Here is a 20,606-nt window from a genome sequence, read left to right as displayed (position 1 = left end):
TTCAAATATCTGGTGCCATTATTTAGTGATGATTTCTGGCCCCATCAAGGTGGTTGGTAACCAAGTCGATACCCATGGCACGTACGTTACAATAATGAGGAATAGGAACATCACCGCCACCCATGGCAGTGCGGCTTTTACTACATTCATCATCGACATTTTGGCGACACCTGCAGTAACAAATAAGTTAAGCCCAACAGGTGGTGTTATCATACCTATCTCCATATTCACCACCATCATAATACCTAAGTGAATTGGGTCGATCCCCAGTGCTATCGCAATCGGGAACACCAGTGGTGCAACAATGATCAATAAGCCTGATGGTTCCATAAACTGACCACCAATCAACAGCAATACGTTCACCACAATCAAGAAGGTGATTGGTCCTAGACCAGCTGACATCATCGACTCTGTGATCATTTGCGGGATGCGTTCTTCCGTGAGAACGTGCTTCAAAATTAACGCATTGGCAATAATGAAAAGCAGCATGATGGTGAGTTTACCCGCTTCATAAAGCGTGTGTTTGGTATCTTTATGAACGAAGGTGTGAAAAATTTTGACTAACGCAGGCTTAGTATTTTGCTTATCAGCAAATGGCCCCATGTCTTTGTATACAAAGTTGGCAATAAAGAACGAGTACACAGCAGCAACCGCAGCGGCTTCTGTTGGGGTGAAAATACCGCCATAAATACCACCGAGAATAATCACCACCAGCAACAAGCCCCAGCTTGCATCCTTAGCTGCATCAAACGTCTCTTTCCAACCGACAAATGGTTGTTTTGGCAGGTTCTTAATACGGGCAGCAATATAGATCGCTATCATCAACATGACACCCGCTAGCAAACCGGGAATCACACCACCGAGGAACATACGTCCAACTGATACATCGGTCGCGGCAGCGTAAACCACCATAACGATAGACGGCGGAATCAAAATCCCTAGCGTACCTGCGTTACAAATTACGCCGGCCGCAAACTCTTTTGAGTAGCCGTTTTTGATCATACCTGCGATAACGATGCTACCTATGGCAACAACCGTTGCTGGAGATGAACCTGACAGCGCGGCAAACATCATACACGCGACAACCGAAGCCATCGCTAAACCACCACGGAACCAGCCTACAATCGCAATCGCGAAACGAATGATCCGTTTCGCTACACCACCTGTCGACATAAAGCTTGAAGCTAAAATGAAGAATGGAATTGCTAATAGAGTGTAGTGTCCAGCAAATGCATTAAACAACGTTTGAGCAACAGACGCCAAAGACGCATCCGAATGAATCAAAAGGAAAAGAATACTGGAAAGACCCAGAGAAACTGCGATTGGCACGCCGACGAGCATGAAACCAATCACCATCAAAAATAGAAATAAGATATCCATGGCTTATTGCTCCTTGCTCTTAGAATTGTCTGAGGCCTTTGGAGCCATAAGATCACCGGCATCACTCATCTCTTCTTGAAGCGCCTCTAGCTCTTCTTCCGCTTCATGCCCTGCAATCAGTCGGTCGAGCTTTCCGGTAGCAATTTGCCATGTTGCCTGAGCAAATCTCAGCGTTAGCAACGCCATACCAAGCGGCAAAGCGAAATAAGGAATAAAACGTGGCAGCTTTTCGTAACGCTCTCCCTCGTTTAACCAATCCGCCATAAACTGAAGCATTTCCGGCATTGGAATATCATCCGTTTCATACCACGCTCGGTCTGTGGCAAACGGATACCAGTAGTTCCAAGAGCCAATTAAAAGCAAAATAGAGAAGGCTAAACAGCATATTGCAGCGAATAACGCCAAGGCTTTTCGTTTGCCCTCTGGCACTATGTTGATAATCACATCAACACCAATATGAAAGTGTTTTTTCACACCGTAAGAAGCGCCGACCAACACCATCCATGCGAACATAAAGACGGTGAGCTCAAGCGCCCAAAGAATATTGTCGTTAAAGACATAACGAAAGATGACATTGGCAAAGGTTAACAAGGTCATGGCACCTAAGAAGAAAGCAATCAAAGTCTCTTCAATGGCATCGGTGATTCGTCCAGCCTTGGCAAAAAAAGTCTGTTCCATAATTACATCACGTCGTCTGTAGGGGAAAAGAGCCCCCTCTAATCGAGAGGGCTAAGCGTGCTAGGCGTTATTATTTTTGGTTAGAAGCCAAAGCGGCTTCAATTAGGTCAGAACCAATGTCTTTTTCAAACTTCTTCCATACTGGCTGAAGTGCAGTGACCCATTCTTGGCGCTGTTCTGGCGTTAACGTGCGAACCACACCACCAGCTTCGATGATGTTGTTTTTGTTCGCAAGGTTCACTTTGGTCGACTCAGCATTACGCTGCGCTGTCACCTCTTGGATGATTGTGTTTAGCTGCTCGCGCTGATCGTCTGGTAAGTTTTCCCAGAAGTCGTTTGACGTCACCACTAGGTAATCCAGAATCCCGTGGTTCGTTTCCGTAATGCCATCTTGAACTTCGAAGAACTTTTTGCCGTAGATGTTTGACCAAGTATTTTCTTGACCATCAATAACCTTAGTTTGCAGGCCACCGTACACTTCTTTGAATGACATTTTTTGCGGGTTTGCACCTAGCTGTTCAAACTGAGCAACGAGAACGTCAGAAGCTTGAACACGGAACTTAAGCCCTTCAGCATCGGCTGGAGAAATGAGCGGCTTGTTGGCTGACATTTGCTTCATGCCATTATGCCAAAACGCAATACCTTGTAGGCCACGTCGTTTCATTGAGTTTTTCAGCTTTTCACCGGCTTCAGAGTTTTGGAAGCGGTCAACAGCGTCGACATCGTCGAATAAGAAAGGCAGATCGAAAAGGCGGTACTTTTTGGTGAATTTCTCAAACTTAGAAAGAGAAGGTGCAGCGAGTTGAACATCACCATTTAGTAGTGCTTCCAACACCTTATCATCATCGTAAAGCGTTGAGTTCGGAAACACCTGCATACAGACTTTACCGTTCATTTCTTCGTTGACACGTTTTTCAAGCAACGAAGCCGCAATACCTTTTGGGTGTTTGTCCGCGTTCGTTACATGGCTGAACTTGATGACCGTTTCACCTGGGTCACAATTCGCGGCAGCGTTAAAGCTCGTTACAGCAAGCGCAGAGACAGATAGTAGAGTTAGAGGCTTAAACATTATTATTCTCCTTGTTGAATCACATCCCATCCCGTCCATGAATAACTAAGTGTTAGGCGATGGGTACGGATGTTCAACAAAGAGCAATTAATGGACCATGTTAAAATTCATATGTATTTCAATAAATTAACAAAGCCCATTAACATGAATACAGAGTATAACGAGTGAATTCCACCCAAGAAAAAGATTCAAATGGGTGGGAAATGACCCATTTATGAAGAACAGCTTATCTCCATTTTCTTCCCCCATTCTGGTGGCAATTTCGCGTAATCATCAAACTCGGGCTGCTCATCAAATGGGCGCTTTAACAGTTCGGCCAATCGATGTAATTCGCTAAAGTCCCCTTCTTCCGCTTTATCAATCGCCAACTGAGCCAAGTAGTTACGCAAGATGTATTTGGGATTGGCTTGACGCATCTGTTCGCAACGTTGTTCGGCTGAAATCAGATCCCCTAGTTCATCAACCTCTAGCTCACATCGAGCTAAGTACAGATCAAGCCAAGCTCGCGCAGCTTCTCGGTCTAGAAACAAGTCGATTACGGCTTGAGAAGAATCAGTATCAAGATTTGAAAGCGTTCTAAAGAAGCGAGTGTAATCCGTTTTATTTTGGTGAAGGAGCTCAAACATTGCTTCAAATAAACGTCCATCTTCCGCGATCTTGTTTTTTAAACCCAACTTCTCACGCATTAGGCGGCTGAACTGCTGACTCAACCGGACTTCAAATTGACTCAACGACGCTTCTAAATCTTCTCGCTCAACGAGTGGCGATAGCGCATGCGCGAGTGCTGATAGGTTCCAAAGCGCAATTCTTGGCTGTTGGTCAAATGCATAACGGCCTTGGTAGTCGGAATGATTACAAATATATCCCGGCTCATAATCATCAAGAAAACCAAACGGGCCGTAATCAAACGTTTGACCAAGGATCGACATATTGTCGGTGTTCATTACCCCATGAGCAAACCCATACGCTTGCCAATAAGCAATCATGTCCGCTGTTTTCTGAACAATTTCACCAAACATTGCAGCGTATGGCTTCTCTGCCGATGCACAATCAGCAAAGTGCCACTCGATCACTTTGTCCGCCAGCAACTTCTGCTCTGCCAATTGATTGGTATAGAAAAAATGCTCGAAATGGCCAAAACGCACGTGGGTCTCCGCCATACGAATCAACATTGCGCCGAATTCTGTTTTCTCGCGATAAACCGGCGTGTCACTGACCATCATGCCAAGAGCACGAGTCGTCGGGATCCCAAGCCCCGCCATGGCTTCACTACATAGATACTCACGAATGGTTGAGCGCAACACCGCCCTGCCGTCCCCCATTCGCGAGTAGGGGGTTAGCCCCGCGCCTTTAAGGTGAATATCAAACCAAGTGCCATCTTGATGCTCAATTTCCGCCAACAGCAATCCACGTCCATCGCCCAAGTCTGGGTTGTAAACGCCAAACTGATGTCCTGCGTATTTCATCGCCAAAGGACGAAACGGTTCGAATTCGCTTTGCCCAGAAAAAACCGCCAATAGCTCATCGCTTTGCTCTGCTGGTAAACCAAACTGCTGCGCAAACTCACTATTCCAAGCGACCCAACGAGTATTATCCAAGGGTTGCGGCTCGACCAAAGTATAGAAAGCTGACGGTAATTGACTAAAGCGATGGGTGAAACTGACCCGTTGCCAAATGGACATGTGGGGTTCCTTAATAAAAAGAAGTACTGCTGTCAGTATACGTGTGAACGTCACTGTCATTCAGCCATGAAATGGGCATGGGTATTTTGCGTGAATAACGCGAAGGCGATAGGAAGGTATTAACCCGCTGCATACCACCTCACAAACGGAAGTGGTATGTAAAAGCGATCAAATGATTAAGCGGAAAACTCTTCACCCGTTTTTGGTGGCTCTGATGGTGTATCAAAACGAGCGCGTTCAATATCCACGACCGTTTTATAGCTCAACGATAACAAAGCCAACTGGTACGCACCGAAAATACCATAGGCAACACCCACAAGACTCAGCATGAAGAGGTTAGTAAAGTGACTAAAGATAAGCTGACTGAGCAATCCCGCGCCCAATGGAATTAAGCCCATCAAAATGAATACTTGTTTGTTGTATGGTCTGCTTTGGTTCCACGAACGACGCAAGCTGCGCGGCTGATGATCCATTGCGGTCGCTGGCAATACAAATGACCAGCGCGCCATCACCCAATAGCCCGGAATGCTTGCAACCGTTGTGATAAACGCCATGGCGACAAAATCGGGTTCACCACTTTCTGCAATATAGAGAAACGACAACACAAAGATCGGGATACCAATGACGAGCATCATCATCAGTCCAAATAATATCCACCAGCCAATGAAACGGAATTCTCTGGCTGACAAGCGAAATACATCCAACGCTGAGTGCATGTAATCGCCAATCAAATAAATTCGGTGTACACGCACAGCCGCCATCGCGGCAACAAGTGGGTATAAAATGATTGTGACGAAATAAAATCCCGCGATGTTTCCTTCTTGAGCGTTCGCTTGATCTTGCCCCGTCATTTCAGGATACATAAACACAAAAATTGAGTGCACGATGATCAATGGAATACAAGCAATGACAATTGCGAGTAGGTTCCTTCTGACCATCACTGCTGCTTCTCGGCATATTGCCGAAACAGAAAAATCGCTTTAAAAATAATGAGAAACACATCTCATAAGATAATGAGAGGTACTAGGAAGTAAAACGGGCACAAAATTAAGCCACTCAATCTGAGTGGCTTATACCGTAATTCGATATCGTTTTAGACGCGGCGTCGCCAGCCCAATGCAACAAGTAACATCAGAGCCCAATAAGAAACACTGCCGCTACCTTCAGAGTTCTTGAATGTCGTTGTTTTCAAGGAAGCGACAACCGTCACGGTCACTTCACCTATTGCGGTAGCACCGTTGCCATCTGAAACCGTATATTGCAGCTTGATGTTATCAACCGCACTATCCGGAGCTTGAAAACGAATTTTGCCATTTTCTACACTCGCACTTCCCACGCCCGTCAGGTTCTGTACGCTTTCTACAACCAGTTTATCGCCATTCACATCCGAATCATTGCCAGCAGCATCAATCACAATGCTTTCACCAACGGCAACGGTCGCCGTATCTGCTAGCGTGACTGGCGCTGCGTTTTGCATGGTTAAATTGACGGTAGCACTGGAGGTTTCATTACTTGGATCAGTAACGGTTAGACGGAATGTCAGAACCTCACCCGCTTTTATACCTTGAGGCACTGTAAAGCTTGCCGTAGCACTGGTCGAATTTCCGATAGAAACTGAAGTACCAGCCAATTGCTCCCATCGGTAGTTCAACACATCGCCATCCGCATCTGTGCTGTTTGCCGCCGACAATGTTACTTTCTGTCCAGCAGTAATCTTTTGGCTATCCACATCGATGAGCGCTTTTGGTGCTTCATTACTACCAAGTACTTCGACCTGCACGCTCACAACCGAAGACGAATATACGCCATCCGTAGACAGCAAACGATATTGGAAGCTATCCAAACCAACAAAGTTAGCTTCAGGTTGGTATTGGTTGCCAGAAATGGTGCCATGCTCAGGCTTCTGCACAATGTCCACATTGAACTGATACCCTATGGCCATGGAATCATTGTCCATCAGGTTCAGATCGACTGGCGTATTCTTATCGGTTTGCAGTGAATCAGCTTTCGCTTCAACAATGTTGTTCGCCTCCACATTCAAGAGTGCTGCGAACGGAACATAAGAGAACCCGGCTTGCTCTAAACCAAACGTACCTATCTCGTTGTAATTACCAGTCCACATTACAGGCAGGGATGATTTTTCAGTTTTTAGTAAGCGGCCAAAGTCAAAGTTCGATTCAAATTCACCGCCTTCTAATTCCACTACTAACAGGTGCTGACCCGCACTTAATTGGCTCGGTTGAGGGAATAAAATTCGGGATGGCTTTTGGAAGCTACCTTGCTGTAAAAGTTCAGCATTGTTCTGATCCAATATTAATCGGTAGCCCACGTTACCTGAGAATGGGAATCGCCATACTCGATAAGTAATGTCACTTTGAGCGCTATTGCTTTGCGCGTAAAGTTGAAGACCATCAAGCTTTGACTCAGCATTCAAATCCAATGATATCGCCAGGGTGTTACTGCCACTTGCGTACACATAACCTTGGTGAAGAGAGTTCAACCATGCCGATTTATTTGGCTCGTTTATATGCTCAAGAGAAAAACTGCCGCCGCTGGTATTGCTGGCAATGTTGGAAATACGAACCCCAGTATCAAACCCGGCGATCGCTCTCAGACCCGGGGTCGATGTATCTGAAATGACATTGCCACCATTAGGATACAAATCGCCGGCATCACTGCTTCCATCATGTTCTAACTCATTCAGACCATCGGCCTGCATGATTTGAACCTGCATTGCGCCAACATCGTTAAAGCGATTTTGGACATTAACCGACGTCGCTAGTATGCCTTCTGCCGCCAATGCTCGGTCGTAACCGCTAAAGGTACGGCTTTCCAAATAAACGCGTGGGCCAAACTCTTTCAAGTATGGGTCGAGATACACCAGTTTGACATCGTCGTTATTCACGGAAATAGGCATCGGGCTTTCATGAGTGATCGTTGGTACAACGAAACCAGCGGCGTGTTTACTCCACGCGCTCATGTTCACTGGCGTGTCTCCTGCGTATGAGTCTCCCGGTTTCTGTGCCCATGAACCACCACCCATCACGCCCCAAGAACCGATCGAGGCATCACTGTTCCTTGCGTACAAATCCGGCAAGCCAAGCATTAAATGGCCAAGCTCATGTACGATCACGCCTAACGTCGCTTGATGATCAACTTGGTAGTCAGCAAACACACAATAATCGGCAATTTTTTTGCCATCTAGTGTCACATCGTCGTGAGAGAATTTATGAGGCCAAATAGAAGGACGATCAAGGAATCCGGTTGAACGGTCGCCACCCGCAAAAATAAACATAACTGAGAGTTCTGACGGTTCTACGGTACCATTTTGATTGCTGTCGTAAGCCGAAAGATTAAAGTACGGATCCAGTTTTTGATACGCTTCGGTGAAGACCGCATTCAACTTGGCAGTGCAAGTCTTGTCTGTTGAGCTAGAGTGGCAATTTGGGTGGCTTTGCGCCACGGTCACATTGATCACACCATCATTCGCGGTACCATAACTCTCAATCGCAGGGACAACTTTGAATTTCCCTTGAGAGTTTTTATCAAAATAATCGACAACGCTTTGGCCATCGGTATTAAACACACGTTGTTCGAAGTCATGCACCATCGCTTGATCATCAAAGGAGACTTGCACAACCAACAGTGGTTGCTGCTTCACCGATGAGCTACTCATCGCCTGATAACCTTGCGCCGAACGCAATAGATTTTGGCGCGCCATCGGTTCAATGGTTTTTAGAGAAGATAACTGCGGCTTAACTTGTAGATCCGGGCGAAACTTCGCCGATTCAGGCGCATCACTTGATTGAGTTTTAGCAACACCCGTCGAGCGTAACGTTGGGATGTCTGACTCGCGCTGAATCTGTGCAAAAAACCAAATGCCATCTTCATGAACCAAGGCATTACCTTGTTTATCTTCAAACCAGTGGAAATCGGCAGTGCCGCGTAAAATTGCCTCACTAGAGGTACCATCGCTCAACGCAATAGTATGCCAAACTGGTGATGGCGGAGTAGTTGCCATGCTCTTACCTGCAAGAAGCGCAGTTAGCATAGTCAAGGCGAGTGTGTTGAATTTCAAAGTACGGCTCCATCTTTTCGATTCGTTTAATACCAAGCACAGCCAGTACACAGTAACCCATAAACATAGAATGAGGTTGAGTGGCTAACGACTAAGGCTGGTATCAATTCGCTCAGATAACACAATATTATTTAGCATCACGTTACAAAAGCGTCGGATGCCCAAATACTTTTGTAAGTGTGGCTTCCGAGGGTATAAATTGAGTGAATGAATAGTATCGAAACAAAAAAAAGAAGAAATAAACTTCTGCGACTTTGTAGATAAAATTGGGCAACGTCCCACATATTTTATAAATGTACGAGCACTGCTATTAATCAGTGCTCGTTATGGTCGGTGGGGTGCAGATAAACGCTACTTTAACCTGTAAGAACGGCGTCTTCTGGGTATTTGATTAAGGTAGGCTCAGGGCGGGCCAACATGTAGGCAAGCGTGAGAGGCCCGATACGACCAATGATCATCACCACGATCATAATGTACTTGCCAGGTTCAGAAAGCTCTGCCGTCAAACTAGCGGTAAGTCCTACCGTCGCAAATGCGGAAATGGTTTCAAACATGACCTGATCAAAGCTTGCCTTCTCTGTGAGCATCAATAAAAACATCGCGCTTGTCAGAATGGCGCCGCTCACAACGATAATGGCAAGTGACTTAGTCACGGTTTGCCAGTTTACGGTTCGTTTAAACATAACCACGTGTTTCTTTTGGCGCAAAAAGGTCCACGTAGCCATGAACGCAACGGCAAATGTGGAAACCTTAATACCGCCCCCCGTTGAGGTGGAGCCAGCACCAATCAACATCAAAACAATCATGATCAATAACGATGGCTGGGTAAACTGCGCCAAGTCGACACTGTTGAATCCGGCCGTTCGAGCACTAGCGGATTGGAAGAATGCCGCCAACCATTGACCAGCCAAAGGTAACGATTCCATTGTATTTGGATTACTCCGCTCGAGTAACCAAAACATCACCGTCCCAACAAAGAGCAATATCGGTGTCGCGATAAGCATGATTTTGGTATGAAGATGCAAAAAGTGAAAACCTTTACGCCAGTTCAGCCAGATGTCTCCGACAACAGTAAAACCAAGCCCACCAAAAATGAATAACCCGGCCAGGGTAAAGATGACCAGCGGGTCATTCACAAAGCTCATCATACTGTCTGAAAACAGAGCAAACCCTGCGTTGTTAAACGCAGAAATCGCATGAAATAACGCGTAAAACATGCCAGTTTGCCAGCCCATTTCAGGAACCCAACGAACGGAAAGGAAAATAAACCCAATAGATTCTGCGACAAGCGCAAAAATCACAATCCGCTTCACCAGTCGGTTTAAGTTGACCTGTCGAGCTTGCCCTAGCGCTTCTTTCGCTAACGCTTGCTGGCGTAAGCTTAAACGCACACCAAACATATAGAGTAAAACCGCCGACAACGTCATCTGTCCCAACCCACCGATTTGCATTAAAAACATCAGCAAGATTTTCCCGGCTAACGTAAAGTGCTGCCCGGTATCGACAACACCAAGCCCTGTCACACTGATGGCGGATGTTGCGGTAAACAAAGCGTCCGTTATCGAAAGGCCCGTAACAGAAAAAACCGGCAAAGTTAACAGCACGGCAGAAGGCAGCAACACACCGAGAAAACTCAGCAATATAATCCGCGGCTCGTTACCCTTGGCTTTTTCTCGTTTACCATCTGGCGCGTAAAAAACGCCTTTTTGATGAAACTGCGTCATAGTGATTTTAATTTATTTGCCAGCGCATCTTGCGGGCCAACCACAATAATGAGATCGCCAATTTCTAGCTTGGTATTAAGGTCTGGCGCCTTGGTAATTTCTGGCCCCCGTTTAAACCCGAGTACTTGCACACCGTCGACTTTGCACAGTGCGAGGTCACTTAATGTCTTACCCATCCAACGAGATCCAATCACAAACTCCGTCATGGCTAAGCCACTACCTAAAGGGTGGAACTCAAGAACCCGTTTATCGAGCATTTTACGCGCGACACGTATCCCCATGTCACGTTCAGGCATGATAATGTGGTCCGCACCAATCTTTTGAAGAACACGCGCTTGAAATCGATCGTTGGCTTTAACCCATACTGACTTCACTCCCGCTTCTTTGGCGATCAGTGTGGCGAGAATACTGGCGTTAACGTCCGCTCCGATAGCAATCATCACCATGTCGTAATCATCAAGCTTAAGCTCAGCAACCGTCTCTTCGTGAGTACAATTAGCCACAATTGCCTGACTAACAAAACTGGCAGCTTCTTTAACTCTGTCTTCGTTGATATCAACCGCTAAAACTTGAGCTCCTGAATCTTGTAGCTCTTTACACACTGCCAAACCAAACCGGCCAAGACCAATAACGGCGAATTGCTTATCACCTGTTTTCATTTATGCCTCATCTTATGCATTCACTAGCAAGAAAAAAAGTCTGCGCCCATTCCTAACCTTGTGCAAACCTGAGGACAGAGAATTGACAAAAGCTTTACGAAAGCTGACTCACTTTGAGTGTTAAGCGTATGACATAAATTAACTTTTTTCCTCATTACGGCATAAAAGCCAACACTGTCAACCCATGAGTGAATCTCCCTAAAACGCAAAAAGCCGCAACAATGCGGCTTTTGGATCGTAGAGATAAAACAGGCTATTTTGATTCGCGCTTATCGTGCGGTTTACGCTTGTTCTTAGGTACGTAATTTAAAATAGAAATCGGCACTGGCTTTCTTGGTGCAAAGCCGTCAATTTCCACTCGCTCTAGCAAGTGCCCTAAACGGCTCTCGATCATACAAAGGTTTTTAAAGTCATCTTTTGAGACTAATGAGATCGCTTCACCTTGTGCGCCAGCACGACCAGTACGACCAATACGGTGTACATATTCATCTGCTGGATACGGTAAGTCGTAGTTAATAACAACGGGCAAGTTATCGATATCAATACCGCGCGCTGCAACACCAGTTGCGACTAGGTACTGGATTTCACCGGCTTTGAACTTTTCTATTAATTCTTGGCGAACACGCTGATTACGGCCACTGTGAAACGCTTCAGCCACAATGCCGCGCTTTTCAAGTTGGCTAACAAGCTTGGCAGCACCGTGTTTGGTTTCAATAAATACCAGTACTTGCGACCAGTCGTTTTCTTTGAGCATGTGACTTAACAGTGACGACTTCATGTCCTTATCGACGGTGGTGATCCACTGCTTGATGTTCGACTTAGATGCACTGTGTTTTGCAATCGTGATCTCTTCAGGATCAATAATCGCGTTTTTCGCCAAATCACGAACAGGGTTAGATAGCGTTGCCGAGAACAGTAGGCTTTGAACATGTTCTGGCATACAATCGACGATCTTATCGATCGCATCGATGAATCCCATGTCCAACATTTTGTCCGCTTCATCAAGCACTAGTATTTCCACTTCATCAAAGTGAATAGCGCGTTGACCGTACAGGTCAATCAAACGTCCCGGCGTACTTACCACAATATCGACACCCTCGATCAAGGCTTGTTTTTGTGGCGCATAATCCACACCACCAAACATCGCCATTGAGCGCAGCGGTAAGTTTTTACCATAAGCTTCAATGCTTTGATGAACCTGAAGCGCAAGTTCGCGTGTGGGCGTAAGAATAATAGCGCGAGCGCGTTTTTTACGTTGCGTTTCGCCTTGACTAAGCTTTTCTAAGATTGGTAGAACAAAACTGGCCGTTTTACCTGTCCCCGTTTGTGCTGCAGCAATTAAGTTGCTACCACGCAGTACGATTGGAATGGCTTTTTGTTGGATAGAGGTCGGTTTTTCATAACCTAGCGCTTTTACTGCTTCAGTAATCGATGCGCTTAAACCAAGCTTAGAAAATGGCATAGAAACGTCTCAACAGAAGAAATGGGCGCGTAGTGTATCAGAATCCCAGTGAAGTAACAGAAGGATTCATGCGCGTAGAGCCCGATAATAGAGCGCTGCATGATTTACTCGCAACATCACATTTCTTGCGCGTGAATCTAGTTATGCTGCTAACGTGTACATTACTGGGAAACGTTATGGACGTATTACTGCTGGTTGGATTAATCGCACTCAATGGCGCGTTTGCTATGTCAGAGATCGCTCTAGTCGCAGCCAAAAGCGGAAGGCTAAAATTAATTGCAGAACACAACGCCTCTGCCGCTTTAGCGCTCGAACTAAAAAACAATCCGACTCAGTTTCTTTCCACGATCCAAATAGGCATTACCGTCATCGGGCTATTAAGTGGTATTTTTGGTGAAGCAACGCTTTCAGTACCATTCGAAAATTGGTTAGTAACCCAAGGGCTAGAAAGAGAGATAGCAACGGTACTTTCAACGACGAGCGTCGTGCTCATGATCACCTACTTCGCGATTGTGGTGGGAGAACTCGTTCCCAAGCGCTTTGCACAAAACAACGCAGAAACCATCGCTATTATCGTAGCTTATCCGATCCACTGGCTCGCCAAGCTCACCACTCCTTTTGTCTTCTTATTGACGTTTTCAACCGATACTTTTCTCCGATTATTGCGCCAAAACGACAGCAACGGTGAGATTGTTACCGAGGAGGATATTTTTGCTATTGTTAGTGAAGGCTCTGAGTCCGGTGCGATTGAGCCACAAGAACAATTGATGATTCGCAACTTACTCCACCTTAACGATCGTTTAGCATTATCGTTAATGACACCACGGTGCGATATCCATTACCTGGATGCCAACCAACCTATTGATGTCATCCTTACTGACCTTCGCCAAACCCAACACTCCGTATGGCCAGTCTGTAAAGGTAGCTTGGACAATATTATTGGTACCATTTCATCCAAAGTCCTGCTCGATGAATATGACGAATTGTCTATCAGTAAACTGGCTAAACAGCTCAAGCGTCCGCGTTTTGTACCCGAGTCCATGAAAGGGTTACCTCTCCTTAACTACATGCAACAAACCAGTGCGGAAATGGTCTTTATTGTCGATGAGTATGGTGATGTACAAGGCCTAGTAACCCTTTACGACTTGTTAAAGTCAATTGCTGGAGAACTGGGCATGGCACCACAGCAAGTGTGGGCCAAGCAACAAAAAGATGGCAGCTGGTTGATGGACGCGTTGATCCCGCTCAATGAGCTCAAGAATAAACTCGAACTGAGCAGCATAGAAGGCGAAGAGCGAGAAGGCTTTCAAACATTAAATGGGCTTTTGACATGGCTTTATGGTCGAGTCCCAAATGTTGGGGAGCACATTCACTACCAAGGTTGGCGATTTGACATACTCCTCGTTAAAAAACATCGCATTATGCAAGTCAGAGCCACCAAAGACACCGATACACCAACCAACAATAGCGAAGTGGAATAAAGCGCGGCCCTATCCCATCAAATTGGGCTGTAAACCTTTCTCTAGTTTTTTCCGTACTTTATAGGAAACATCATTAAGCGTGATTTTTCCTGTATTGTGACGATCGATACCCGCATTTTGTCGGTATGCAATCGAGCCTTGCTTGAACAAAACGAAAGAAGACGGTTTGCCAATCGCAGCAGGATAGAGAATTGCCATATACGCATCTTCCAGACTATTGATTTTATGGCGATATGGCCAGTAATAGGCTTTTACATAGTCAAGTTGCTCGACCGCGCTCATCCTCGCAAGAGTTTTCGTACTCACTCCTAATGACTCAGCGGTAGAGGGCATAAATTGAATTAACCCTGTCGCCCCACTTCCTGAACCATTTTTGATGCTTGGACTGAAGGTTTCAGCGGTTTCAAATGCCATGCAGGCCATCAGATGATTAGGGTTGATCTCCAGCTCTTCACTAATACGAATGACTTTGCATTTGAACTCTGGAGAAACTTTGCCTCCCCACGCCACCGCGTTCTCGGGTTCAACAACCGAAGAGACCGTTGGCGCGTCGTGTTCTTTGACAATTCGAGAAAGTAAAGGAAGTGTTTGGCGAAGTCGATGGTTCGAACTCACCAAGCGAATTGATTTGGCAAGAAACTTATCTTTTTTTTGGTGCAGTTTTTGGAACTTTACTAATTTATACAGTTGCTTATAAACCGTTTTCACAACGAAGCCGGATTTAGGGAACACTCCCAAAATGTAATCCATTTCCTACACGTTTAATATAAATATCAGCAATAATGAGTATGTATGTGATCATAATCACTATAAATTTTCTCAAATTCGATACACCTCGAAACAAGTGGTCAAGATGTCTCCAGTAAGTTCGAAGTACAAATAAAAAGGTATTGTCGAGAATAAAAAAGGTCTTACCAATTGCTCGGTAAGACCTAGGTTTACGCATCCTCAGCTAAGAGAATTTATACTCTTACAGTTCCGCTTCTCGAACCAGCTCAGCGAGCGTCGACAAACGTTGTTCGCTTTGTTTTACGTAAGGGTTGTTTGTATCCCAAGCGTACCCAGCCAAAATCGCGCTAATCATCTGCTTAATACGTGGATTCGGGTTTTGGTAGAAAATCACATCTTGCAATGTGCCGTTGTACCACCCCTCCACATAAGTACGGAATGTGTTCACCCCCACCATCAAGCGTTCCGAATACTCTTCTTGCCAGTCAACCACTTCACCATTTAATTGACGAGCTACGCAATCGGCCGCAAATTCCGCCGACTTCATGGCAATGGTGACACCAGATGAAAACACAGGATCAAGAAACTCGCCGGCATTACCAAGCAGTGCGTAGTTTTCTGTCGCTAAGCGTTTGACGTTCGCTGAATAGCCACCCAACTCGCCTGCTGGATTTGGGTACTTCGCGTTTCGCAACACAGAAGCCAACCCCGGCTCTTCATTCGCCAACTGCTGCAAAGCTGCAAGCTTATCCTCTGGGTATCGCTCAAAAAACTCAGGCTCACCCACCACACCAAACGAACACGTACCATTCGAGAATGGAATCAGCCAGTACCACACATCGTGATTTTCAGGATGTACGGAAATCAGAATTTTATTGCGATCGTACTCTAGCTCTTGTGGAGAGATACGATCTTCAATATGAGTAAATATCGCTTTTCTTGGAGGAAGACAAGAAGGCTCTTCAAGATCCAACAAGCGTGGCAAAACACGGCCAAAACCACTCGCATCCAAAACAAAATCAGCTTCGATTTGATAGGTCTGTTTATCTGGCCCAACAACTTCTAAGCGCGATTTTTTGCCTTCAAACGCCAAGCTAACTAGCTCATGTTGATAACGAATATCGACGCCCTGCTCTGCGGCACTGTCGGCGAGCACTTTATCAAAACTGGCACGTTGCACCTGAAACGTCGTACCCGGCCCTGGGGTATATTTGTCCGTAAAATCGAACTGGGTGTAAACACCGTTGCGACGAAATGCAGCGCCATCTTTATATTGGAAGCCAAACTGCTTTACCGCATTGGTCATTCCGGCTTGCTCGACAACTTCCATACATGCAGGAAGCAGGCTTTCTCCGATAGAGAAACGTGGAAAGGTGGCTTTTTCTATGACAACGACATCTATGCCACGCGATTTTAATAACGCAGAAACGGTGGAGCCAGATGGGCCCGCTCCTACGACGACAACTTGCTTGAGCTCTGTTTTCATTCTGAATTTAGTTTGCTTGTAGTTTTAATAAGGTGTGACCAAGGCCAATGTTGTCGGTTCTTTCGACGACAGATAAACCTGCCGCTTCGACAATTTCTAAGAAATCATCACTGCGATAAAAACGACTATTGCCGTTGGCTAAACAGGTAAAGTAGAGAGAGGTTGCATTAAGACTATAGGAAGCACCCGCGTATTTTTGGGCATCCCAAAATAGCTCCAATACGTAAATAGTATCTCCCTTCGTTAACTGGGCTTTGACTTTTTTAAGGATATTTAGGATCTCAATTGGTGAAAAGCAATCCAAGAACTGGCTCATCCACCATACGTCAGCATGCTCAGGCAATGTTTGTGCTTTATCAAGCATGTTGGCAGGGTATGGACGTACACGCTCGGCGAACTGGTTTTCAGAGACATTTGACATCGCCACTTCTAATTGCTGCGGCAAATCGACAATAGTAACTTCAACATCAGGATCATGCTTACAACACTGAATAGCCCATTTCCCGGTATTTCCACCAATATCCACTAGGTGCTTTGGCTTGCTTGCAAACACTTCTTTAAGCAGTAATGGAAACGAGCGATCCGAATAGAAGTGATCGAACTTAAACCAACTCTGTTTGGCTTGATCTGGCAGCGTCGACAGACCTTGATAAATCGTCTCCCAATTGCCCAACTCTTTCAAACCTGAAGGCTTACCTTCTTTAATCGCTTCCGTCAGATGCATCATCGCGGCGTAACAGACATCAGCCGTAAAATCCATGTTTGCGTTCGTCATACCATCGTGAAGAAGGTAAAAACCAAGGTTCGCAAGCGAATAGTTAGGTCTTTCCCATAAAACAATATGTGCGCTAATCGCCATATCCAACAATACTTTGACACCATATTCTGACACGCCCGTTTTCTCGGCAATGTCCGTGGCACTCATGCCTTGTGAACCGGCGCTGTCTAGCGCGGCTAAAATACCTAAATCTCGGAGCGTTCTGGCGGTCTGGAACACGATTGGTGCAAAAGATAACTTCTGAGCTTCTGTTTTTGCTTCAAAAGCATTAAAAGGGTCATTATTTTGATTTAACACGGAAAAACCTAACTGCAATTAATATTTTTATTGTTTAGACTGAGAGCCTAACAATGCAATAGCTCGTTGAATATCAACATTCAAGTTGTTTATCCAACGATTGTAATTGCGATGGATTTTGCCATCACTGGCTTTTAGATTTACTGAGTTGAGATAAATAATTGAGTAATATTTGTTGTTATATGGAATTTTTACTTCTGCAAAGTGTTTACGAACGTGAATTTTTGCAATAAGAACGCCTGGGCTTACTTCTTCAATCGTCCAACCTCGGTTGGTTGCCGATTGCACAATGGCCATTTTTACTTGTTTATTTTGAAGATCATAAGCAACTGGAGTATCCTCCACATTCATTACAGGTTGTACTCGTCCACAACCAACAAGAAGCAAAGTTAATAATAACGAGACATACAGCTTAAAACGCGACATGATAATTTCCTTTTTATTGTGAATTTGGGTCAACCCCAATTTGTATCGAGCTGTAAAATAAACAATTTAACCCAATATGCCAAACTCGAAGATCAACATTTCGTTCAATATTGATGCGTGGACAGCGAATTCATTCGGTTTATCCGAATCCAATGAATGGAAACAATGGGCAACAGAGATAAAATGGCCAGAAGATGGCAAAATCAATGTTGCAAATATTCCTGCGATGATGCGCAGAAGAATGAGCCCACTTAGTAAACTGGCGGTACAAACTGCAATCGAAATGCTTAATCAACATCAAGTTGATTACCTTGTATTTTCAAGCCGTCATGGTGAACTGCATCGCAGCGTCGCACTAGTTGAAGATATAATTAATGGAGAAGAAGCGTCTCCGATGGCTTTTTCTCAGTCAGTGCATAATACCGCCGCAGGGCTTGCCACTATTGCAACCAAACAGCCCATCCCCCTAACTTCGATCGCTGCGGCAGAAAACACATTCCAAAGTGCAATATTAGAAGCATGGCTGTTTTTGTCCGACAATCCTGACAAAAAAGTCCTGCTTGTTGATTTTGATGAGCCTATGCCTGACTCTTATTTAGAATATGAAAACCAACAATACCAAGGGTTTGGACTTGGCTTGATACTTTCTCATGGAGATGGCTTCACGGTGCAAAGCGGCATCAGTGCAAAATGCTCAAACCACCCTTTGCCACAAGGCTTAGCGTTTTTGCAACACTACTTGTCAGATGAAAATCAGTGGACTATTCACGCTCCGCAACAAATTTGGGAATGGCACAAGCAATGAGTCGCTTAAATCAGTATTGGCGTGTGCTAGCAACCGGCTTTTGTTTTTCAGTATTTGGGTTAGGTGGTTTAGCACTGAGCTTCATTGTTATTCCGACTATTCGTATTTTCGTTTCGGATCAAACCGAACGTGAATATAAAGTTCAAGGTGCGATTCGATATTCATTCAACACCTTTTGTAAATTGATGAAGTTAAGTGGAGCAATCGATTACGAAATTATTGGTGCCGATATTCTTCAACAAGATCGTAATTGTTTAATTGTTGCCAACCATCCTAGTTTAATCGATTACGTTCTCATTGCTTCACAATTAAATCGCTGCGACTGTTTAGTAAAATCGGCAATATGGTCGAATCCTTTTATGAAGCACATCGTAAAAGCAGCCGGATATATTCCCAATGAAGCGCCGGATGATTTATTAGCACTTTGTGATAAACGATTTAACAAAGGCAACGTGTTGCTTATATTTCCTGAAGGGACAAGAACAACACCAGGTGTAGAACCAAAATTACAACGCGGCGCTGCGCAAATTGCGGTAAGAACAGAACGAGATTTAAGGGTTGTCCATATTACGGTAACGCCAAGTTTCCTCACAAAAGAGAAAAAATGGTATCAAGTACCGGCAACAAAGCCTTTTTTCAGGGTTGAAGTTAAGGATAAAGTTGAGATTGACCCTTTTATAAAGCAAACTACGTCGCCGACAATAGCGGCGCGACGCTTACAACAGCACCTAGCTGAAAACATTTTTCCAGAAAACTTTTATTAATAAGCAGGTCCCAGTGGAACAGTTACACAACGACATTAAGCAACTTATTATTGATGCTTTAAACCTTGAAGATTTAACCGTAGATGATATTGAAACGGATGCACCACTTTTTGGTGATGGACTTGGCTTAGATTCTATCGATGCACTTGAGCTTGGACTCGCAATTAAAAAACAATACAACATCGTTATTGATGCCGACGACTCAAACACGCGCGAACACTTTGCTTCTGTAGCAAACCTAGCGAAATACGTTTCTTCTCAAACTAATGAATAAGTTGTAGGTATATTCATGACTGATGTAAATAAAGTTCAAGTATTTGAACAAGTTAAAGATGCGCTTGTTGAGCTGTTCGAAATTGACGCAGCCGACATTCAGTCAGATGCGCACTTATACCAAGATCTCGACCTTGATAGCATTGACGCCGTTGATTTGGTCGTACATCTACAGAATGTCACTGGCAAAAAAATCAAGCCAGCAGAGTTTAGTGCTGTAAGAACCGTTGACGATGTGGTTAACGCCGTCACTGAGTTATTGAAGGAAAGTTAATGCGCCAATTGCTGACTGGTCTGTCTGCAATTGTACTGTTTGCCTACCCCTTCGCCGTCTATTTCGGTATAGATAAATTTGGCTTGAACTTAGTTGGGGGCTTGTTAATTGCTGCGTTACTTTTGCGTGTTTTCGTCGCAAATAAGACCCCACTAAAAGAGTTTAAATTCTTGGCGCTCGCTACGGGCGCTGTTGGCATTGTTCTCATTACGCTTGGCATGGTGTTTAAACAACACGGGTGGCTTCAGTTTTACCCTGTCGTTGTCAATTTATGTATGCTGTGTGTATTTGGACTGAGCTTAAAACAGCCGCAATCGATCATAGAGAGGCTTGCTCGCTTGCAAGAACCCGACCTTCCGGCTAGTGGCGTGGCTTACACTCGCAAAGTGACGATGGTTTGGTGCGCCTTTTTTACGCTCAACGCTGCCGTTGCACTCTATACCTGTTTCCTACCAGTAAAAATATGGACGCTTTATAACGGCCTCATCAGCTACTTACTTGCTGGTGGCTTGTTCGCTGGAGAATGGATCGTGCGTCAATTTGTTCGAAAGGAACACTAAT

General features: G+C 44.9%; 19 protein-coding genes. 6 read left to right on the top strand and 13 right to left on the bottom strand.

Going from position 1 to position 20,606, the window contains the following annotated elements; all coding sequences use genetic code 11:
• Positions 1–18: 18 nt before the first annotated feature.
• The 9 genes from B7360_RS10375 to B7360_RS10335 all read right to left on the bottom strand — a co-directional run bounded on the left by B7360_RS10375 (position 19) and on the right by B7360_RS10335 (position 12,732).
• The gene (locus B7360_RS10375; protein WP_005390510.1) at positions 19–1,380 is read right to left on the bottom strand and encodes a TRAP transporter large permease; all 1,362 of its coding nucleotides are present in this window, start codon (positions 1,378–1,380) and stop codon (positions 19–21) included.
• 3 nt (positions 1,381–1,383) lie between these two features.
• A complete protein-coding gene (locus B7360_RS10370) occupies positions 1,384–2,058 on the bottom strand; it encodes a TRAP transporter small permease (protein ID WP_005390505.1) in 675 nt (224 codons plus the stop codon).
• A 70-nt stretch (positions 2,059–2,128) separates the two neighbouring features.
• Complete coding sequence (locus B7360_RS10365) at positions 2,129–3,127, bottom strand: TRAP transporter substrate-binding protein (protein ID WP_065645432.1); 999 nt, start codon at positions 3,125–3,127, stop codon at positions 2,129–2,131.
• A gap of 212 nt (positions 3,128–3,339) precedes the next feature.
• Positions 3,340–4,809 carry a protein adenylyltransferase SelO gene (locus B7360_RS10360; protein ID WP_085343445.1) on the bottom strand — a complete coding sequence of 490 codons (1,470 nt, stop codon included), beginning with the start codon at positions 4,807–4,809 and terminating at the stop codon, positions 3,340–3,342.
• Between the two features lie 176 nt (positions 4,810–4,985).
• Positions 4,986–5,747 carry a sugar transporter gene (locus B7360_RS10355; RefSeq protein ID WP_085343444.1) on the bottom strand — a complete coding sequence of 254 codons (762 nt, stop codon included), beginning with the start codon at positions 5,745–5,747 and terminating at the stop codon, positions 4,986–4,988.
• A 155-nt stretch (positions 5,748–5,902) separates the two neighbouring features.
• Complete coding sequence (locus B7360_RS10350; RefSeq protein WP_085343443.1) at positions 5,903–8,887, bottom strand: M6 family metalloprotease domain-containing protein; 2,985 nt, start codon at positions 8,885–8,887, stop codon at positions 5,903–5,905.
• A gap of 356 nt (positions 8,888–9,243) precedes the next feature.
• Positions 9,244–10,611, bottom strand: a complete 1,368-nt coding sequence (locus tag B7360_RS10345; protein WP_085343442.1) for a TrkH family potassium uptake protein — start codon at positions 10,609–10,611, stop codon at positions 9,244–9,246.
• A complete protein-coding gene (locus B7360_RS10340; protein ID WP_006742864.1) occupies positions 10,608–11,270 on the bottom strand; it encodes a TrkA family potassium uptake protein in 663 nt (220 codons plus the stop codon). Before B7360_RS10340 ends, B7360_RS10345 begins: the two co-directional genes overlap by 4 nt.
• Before the next feature lie 253 nt (positions 11,271–11,523).
• A complete protein-coding gene (locus B7360_RS10335; RefSeq protein WP_085343441.1) occupies positions 11,524–12,732 on the bottom strand; it encodes a DEAD/DEAH box helicase in 1,209 nt (402 codons plus the stop codon).
• A gap of 176 nt (positions 12,733–12,908) precedes the next feature.
• Between B7360_RS10335 and B7360_RS10330 the strand changes: the two genes are divergently transcribed.
• Complete coding sequence (locus B7360_RS10330) at positions 12,909–14,213, top strand: hemolysin family protein (protein WP_085343440.1); 1,305 nt, start codon at positions 12,909–12,911, stop codon at positions 14,211–14,213.
• Positions 14,214–14,222: 9 nt separating this feature from the next.
• Here the strand turns inward: B7360_RS10330 and B7360_RS10325 are convergent, their stop codons facing one another.
• The 4 genes from B7360_RS10325 to B7360_RS10310 form a co-directional block, all read right to left on the bottom strand.
• A complete protein-coding gene (locus B7360_RS10325) occupies positions 14,223–14,963 on the bottom strand; it encodes a transglycosylase SLT domain-containing protein (RefSeq protein ID WP_080619239.1) in 741 nt (246 codons plus the stop codon).
• A gap of 220 nt (positions 14,964–15,183) precedes the next feature.
• Entirely contained in the window at positions 15,184–16,428 is a 1,245-nt protein-coding gene (locus B7360_RS10320; protein WP_005390463.1) for an NAD(P)/FAD-dependent oxidoreductase, read from the bottom strand.
• A 7-nt stretch (positions 16,429–16,435) separates the two neighbouring features.
• Positions 16,436–17,503 (bottom strand): methyltransferase, encoded by a 1,068-nt coding sequence (locus B7360_RS10315; protein ID WP_005390460.1) that lies wholly within the window; start codon positions 17,501–17,503, stop codon positions 16,436–16,438.
• A 27-nt stretch (positions 17,504–17,530) separates the two neighbouring features.
• A complete protein-coding gene (locus B7360_RS10310; RefSeq protein ID WP_005390458.1) occupies positions 17,531–17,929 on the bottom strand; it encodes a hypothetical protein in 399 nt (132 codons plus the stop codon).
• Between the two features lie 76 nt (positions 17,930–18,005).
• Between B7360_RS10310 and B7360_RS10305 the strand changes: the two genes are divergently transcribed.
• From B7360_RS10305 to B7360_RS10285, 5 genes are read left to right on the top strand one after another with little or no spacing between them, the layout of a single operon-like run.
• Positions 18,006–18,734 carry a beta-ketoacyl synthase chain length factor gene (locus tag B7360_RS10305; RefSeq protein WP_005390456.1) on the top strand — a complete coding sequence of 243 codons (729 nt, stop codon included), beginning with the start codon at positions 18,006–18,008 and terminating at the stop codon, positions 18,732–18,734.
• A complete protein-coding gene (locus tag B7360_RS10300) occupies positions 18,731–19,498 on the top strand; it encodes a 1-acyl-sn-glycerol-3-phosphate acyltransferase (RefSeq protein WP_085343439.1) in 768 nt (255 codons plus the stop codon). The genes B7360_RS10305 and B7360_RS10300 overlap by 4 nt, the downstream gene beginning before the upstream one ends.
• A 13-nt stretch (positions 19,499–19,511) precedes the next feature.
• Positions 19,512–19,772, top strand: a complete 261-nt coding sequence (locus B7360_RS10295) for a phosphopantetheine-binding protein (protein ID WP_005382278.1) — start codon at positions 19,512–19,514, stop codon at positions 19,770–19,772.
• Between the two features lie 15 nt (positions 19,773–19,787).
• Positions 19,788–20,045 (top strand): acyl carrier protein, encoded by a 258-nt coding sequence (locus B7360_RS10290; protein WP_005396007.1) that lies wholly within the window; start codon positions 19,788–19,790, stop codon positions 20,043–20,045.
• Positions 20,045–20,605 (top strand): hypothetical protein, encoded by a 561-nt coding sequence (locus tag B7360_RS10285; protein WP_005396008.1) that lies wholly within the window; start codon positions 20,045–20,047, stop codon positions 20,603–20,605. Before B7360_RS10290 ends, B7360_RS10285 begins: the two co-directional genes overlap by 1 nt.
• The last annotated feature ends 1 nt before the right edge of the window (position 20,606 follow it).

Origin of the sequence: Vibrio sp. ArtGut-C1, from assembly GCF_002105475.1 — a bacterium.
Taxonomy (GTDB): Bacteria; Pseudomonadota; Gammaproteobacteria; order Enterobacterales; family Vibrionaceae; genus Vibrio; species Vibrio diabolicus.
This window is presented reverse-complemented; position numbering and strand designations above follow the sequence as displayed.

Coding starts and splice junctions, on each gene's coding strand:
- B7360_RS10375 (WP_005390510.1), bottom strand. CDS start 1,380: ATGGATATCTTATTTCTATTTTTGATGGTGATTGGTTTCATGCTCGTC.
- B7360_RS10320 (WP_005390463.1), bottom strand. CDS start 16,428: ATGAAAACAGAGCTCAAGCAAGTTGTCGTCGTAGGAGCGGGCCCATCT.
- B7360_RS10325 (WP_080619239.1), bottom strand. CDS start 14,963: ATGGATTACATTTTGGGAGTGTTCCCTAAATCCGGCTTCGTTGTGAAA.
- B7360_RS10360 (WP_085343445.1), bottom strand. CDS start 4,809: ATGTCCATTTGGCAACGGGTCAGTTTCACCCATCGCTTTAGTCAATTA.
- B7360_RS10365 (WP_065645432.1), bottom strand. CDS start 3,127: ATGTTTAAGCCTCTAACTCTACTATCTGTCTCTGCGCTTGCTGTAACG.
- B7360_RS10355 (WP_085343444.1), bottom strand. CDS start 5,747: ATGGTCAGAAGGAACCTACTCGCAATTGTCATTGCTTGTATTCCATTG.
- B7360_RS10285 (WP_005396008.1), top strand. CDS start 20,045: ATGCGCCAATTGCTGACTGGTCTGTCTGCAATTGTACTGTTTGCCTAC.
- B7360_RS10310 (WP_005390458.1), bottom strand. CDS start 17,929: ATGTCGCGTTTTAAGCTGTATGTCTCGTTATTATTAACTTTGCTTCTT.
- B7360_RS10340 (WP_006742864.1), bottom strand. CDS start 11,270: ATGAAAACAGGTGATAAGCAATTCGCCGTTATTGGTCTTGGCCGGTTT.
- B7360_RS10335 (WP_085343441.1), bottom strand. CDS start 12,732: ATGCCATTTTCTAAGCTTGGTTTAAGCGCATCGATTACTGAAGCAGTA.
- B7360_RS10330 (WP_085343440.1), top strand. CDS start 12,909: ATGGACGTATTACTGCTGGTTGGATTAATCGCACTCAATGGCGCGTTT.
- B7360_RS10290 (WP_005396007.1), top strand. CDS start 19,788: ATGACTGATGTAAATAAAGTTCAAGTATTTGAACAAGTTAAAGATGCG.
- B7360_RS10370 (WP_005390505.1), bottom strand. CDS start 2,058: ATGGAACAGACTTTTTTTGCCAAGGCTGGACGAATCACCGATGCCATT.
- B7360_RS10345 (WP_085343442.1), bottom strand. CDS start 10,611: ATGACGCAGTTTCATCAAAAAGGCGTTTTTTACGCGCCAGATGGTAAA.
- B7360_RS10300 (WP_085343439.1), top strand. CDS start 18,731: ATGAGTCGCTTAAATCAGTATTGGCGTGTGCTAGCAACCGGCTTTTGT.
- B7360_RS10305 (WP_005390456.1), top strand. CDS start 18,006: ATGCCAAACTCGAAGATCAACATTTCGTTCAATATTGATGCGTGGACA.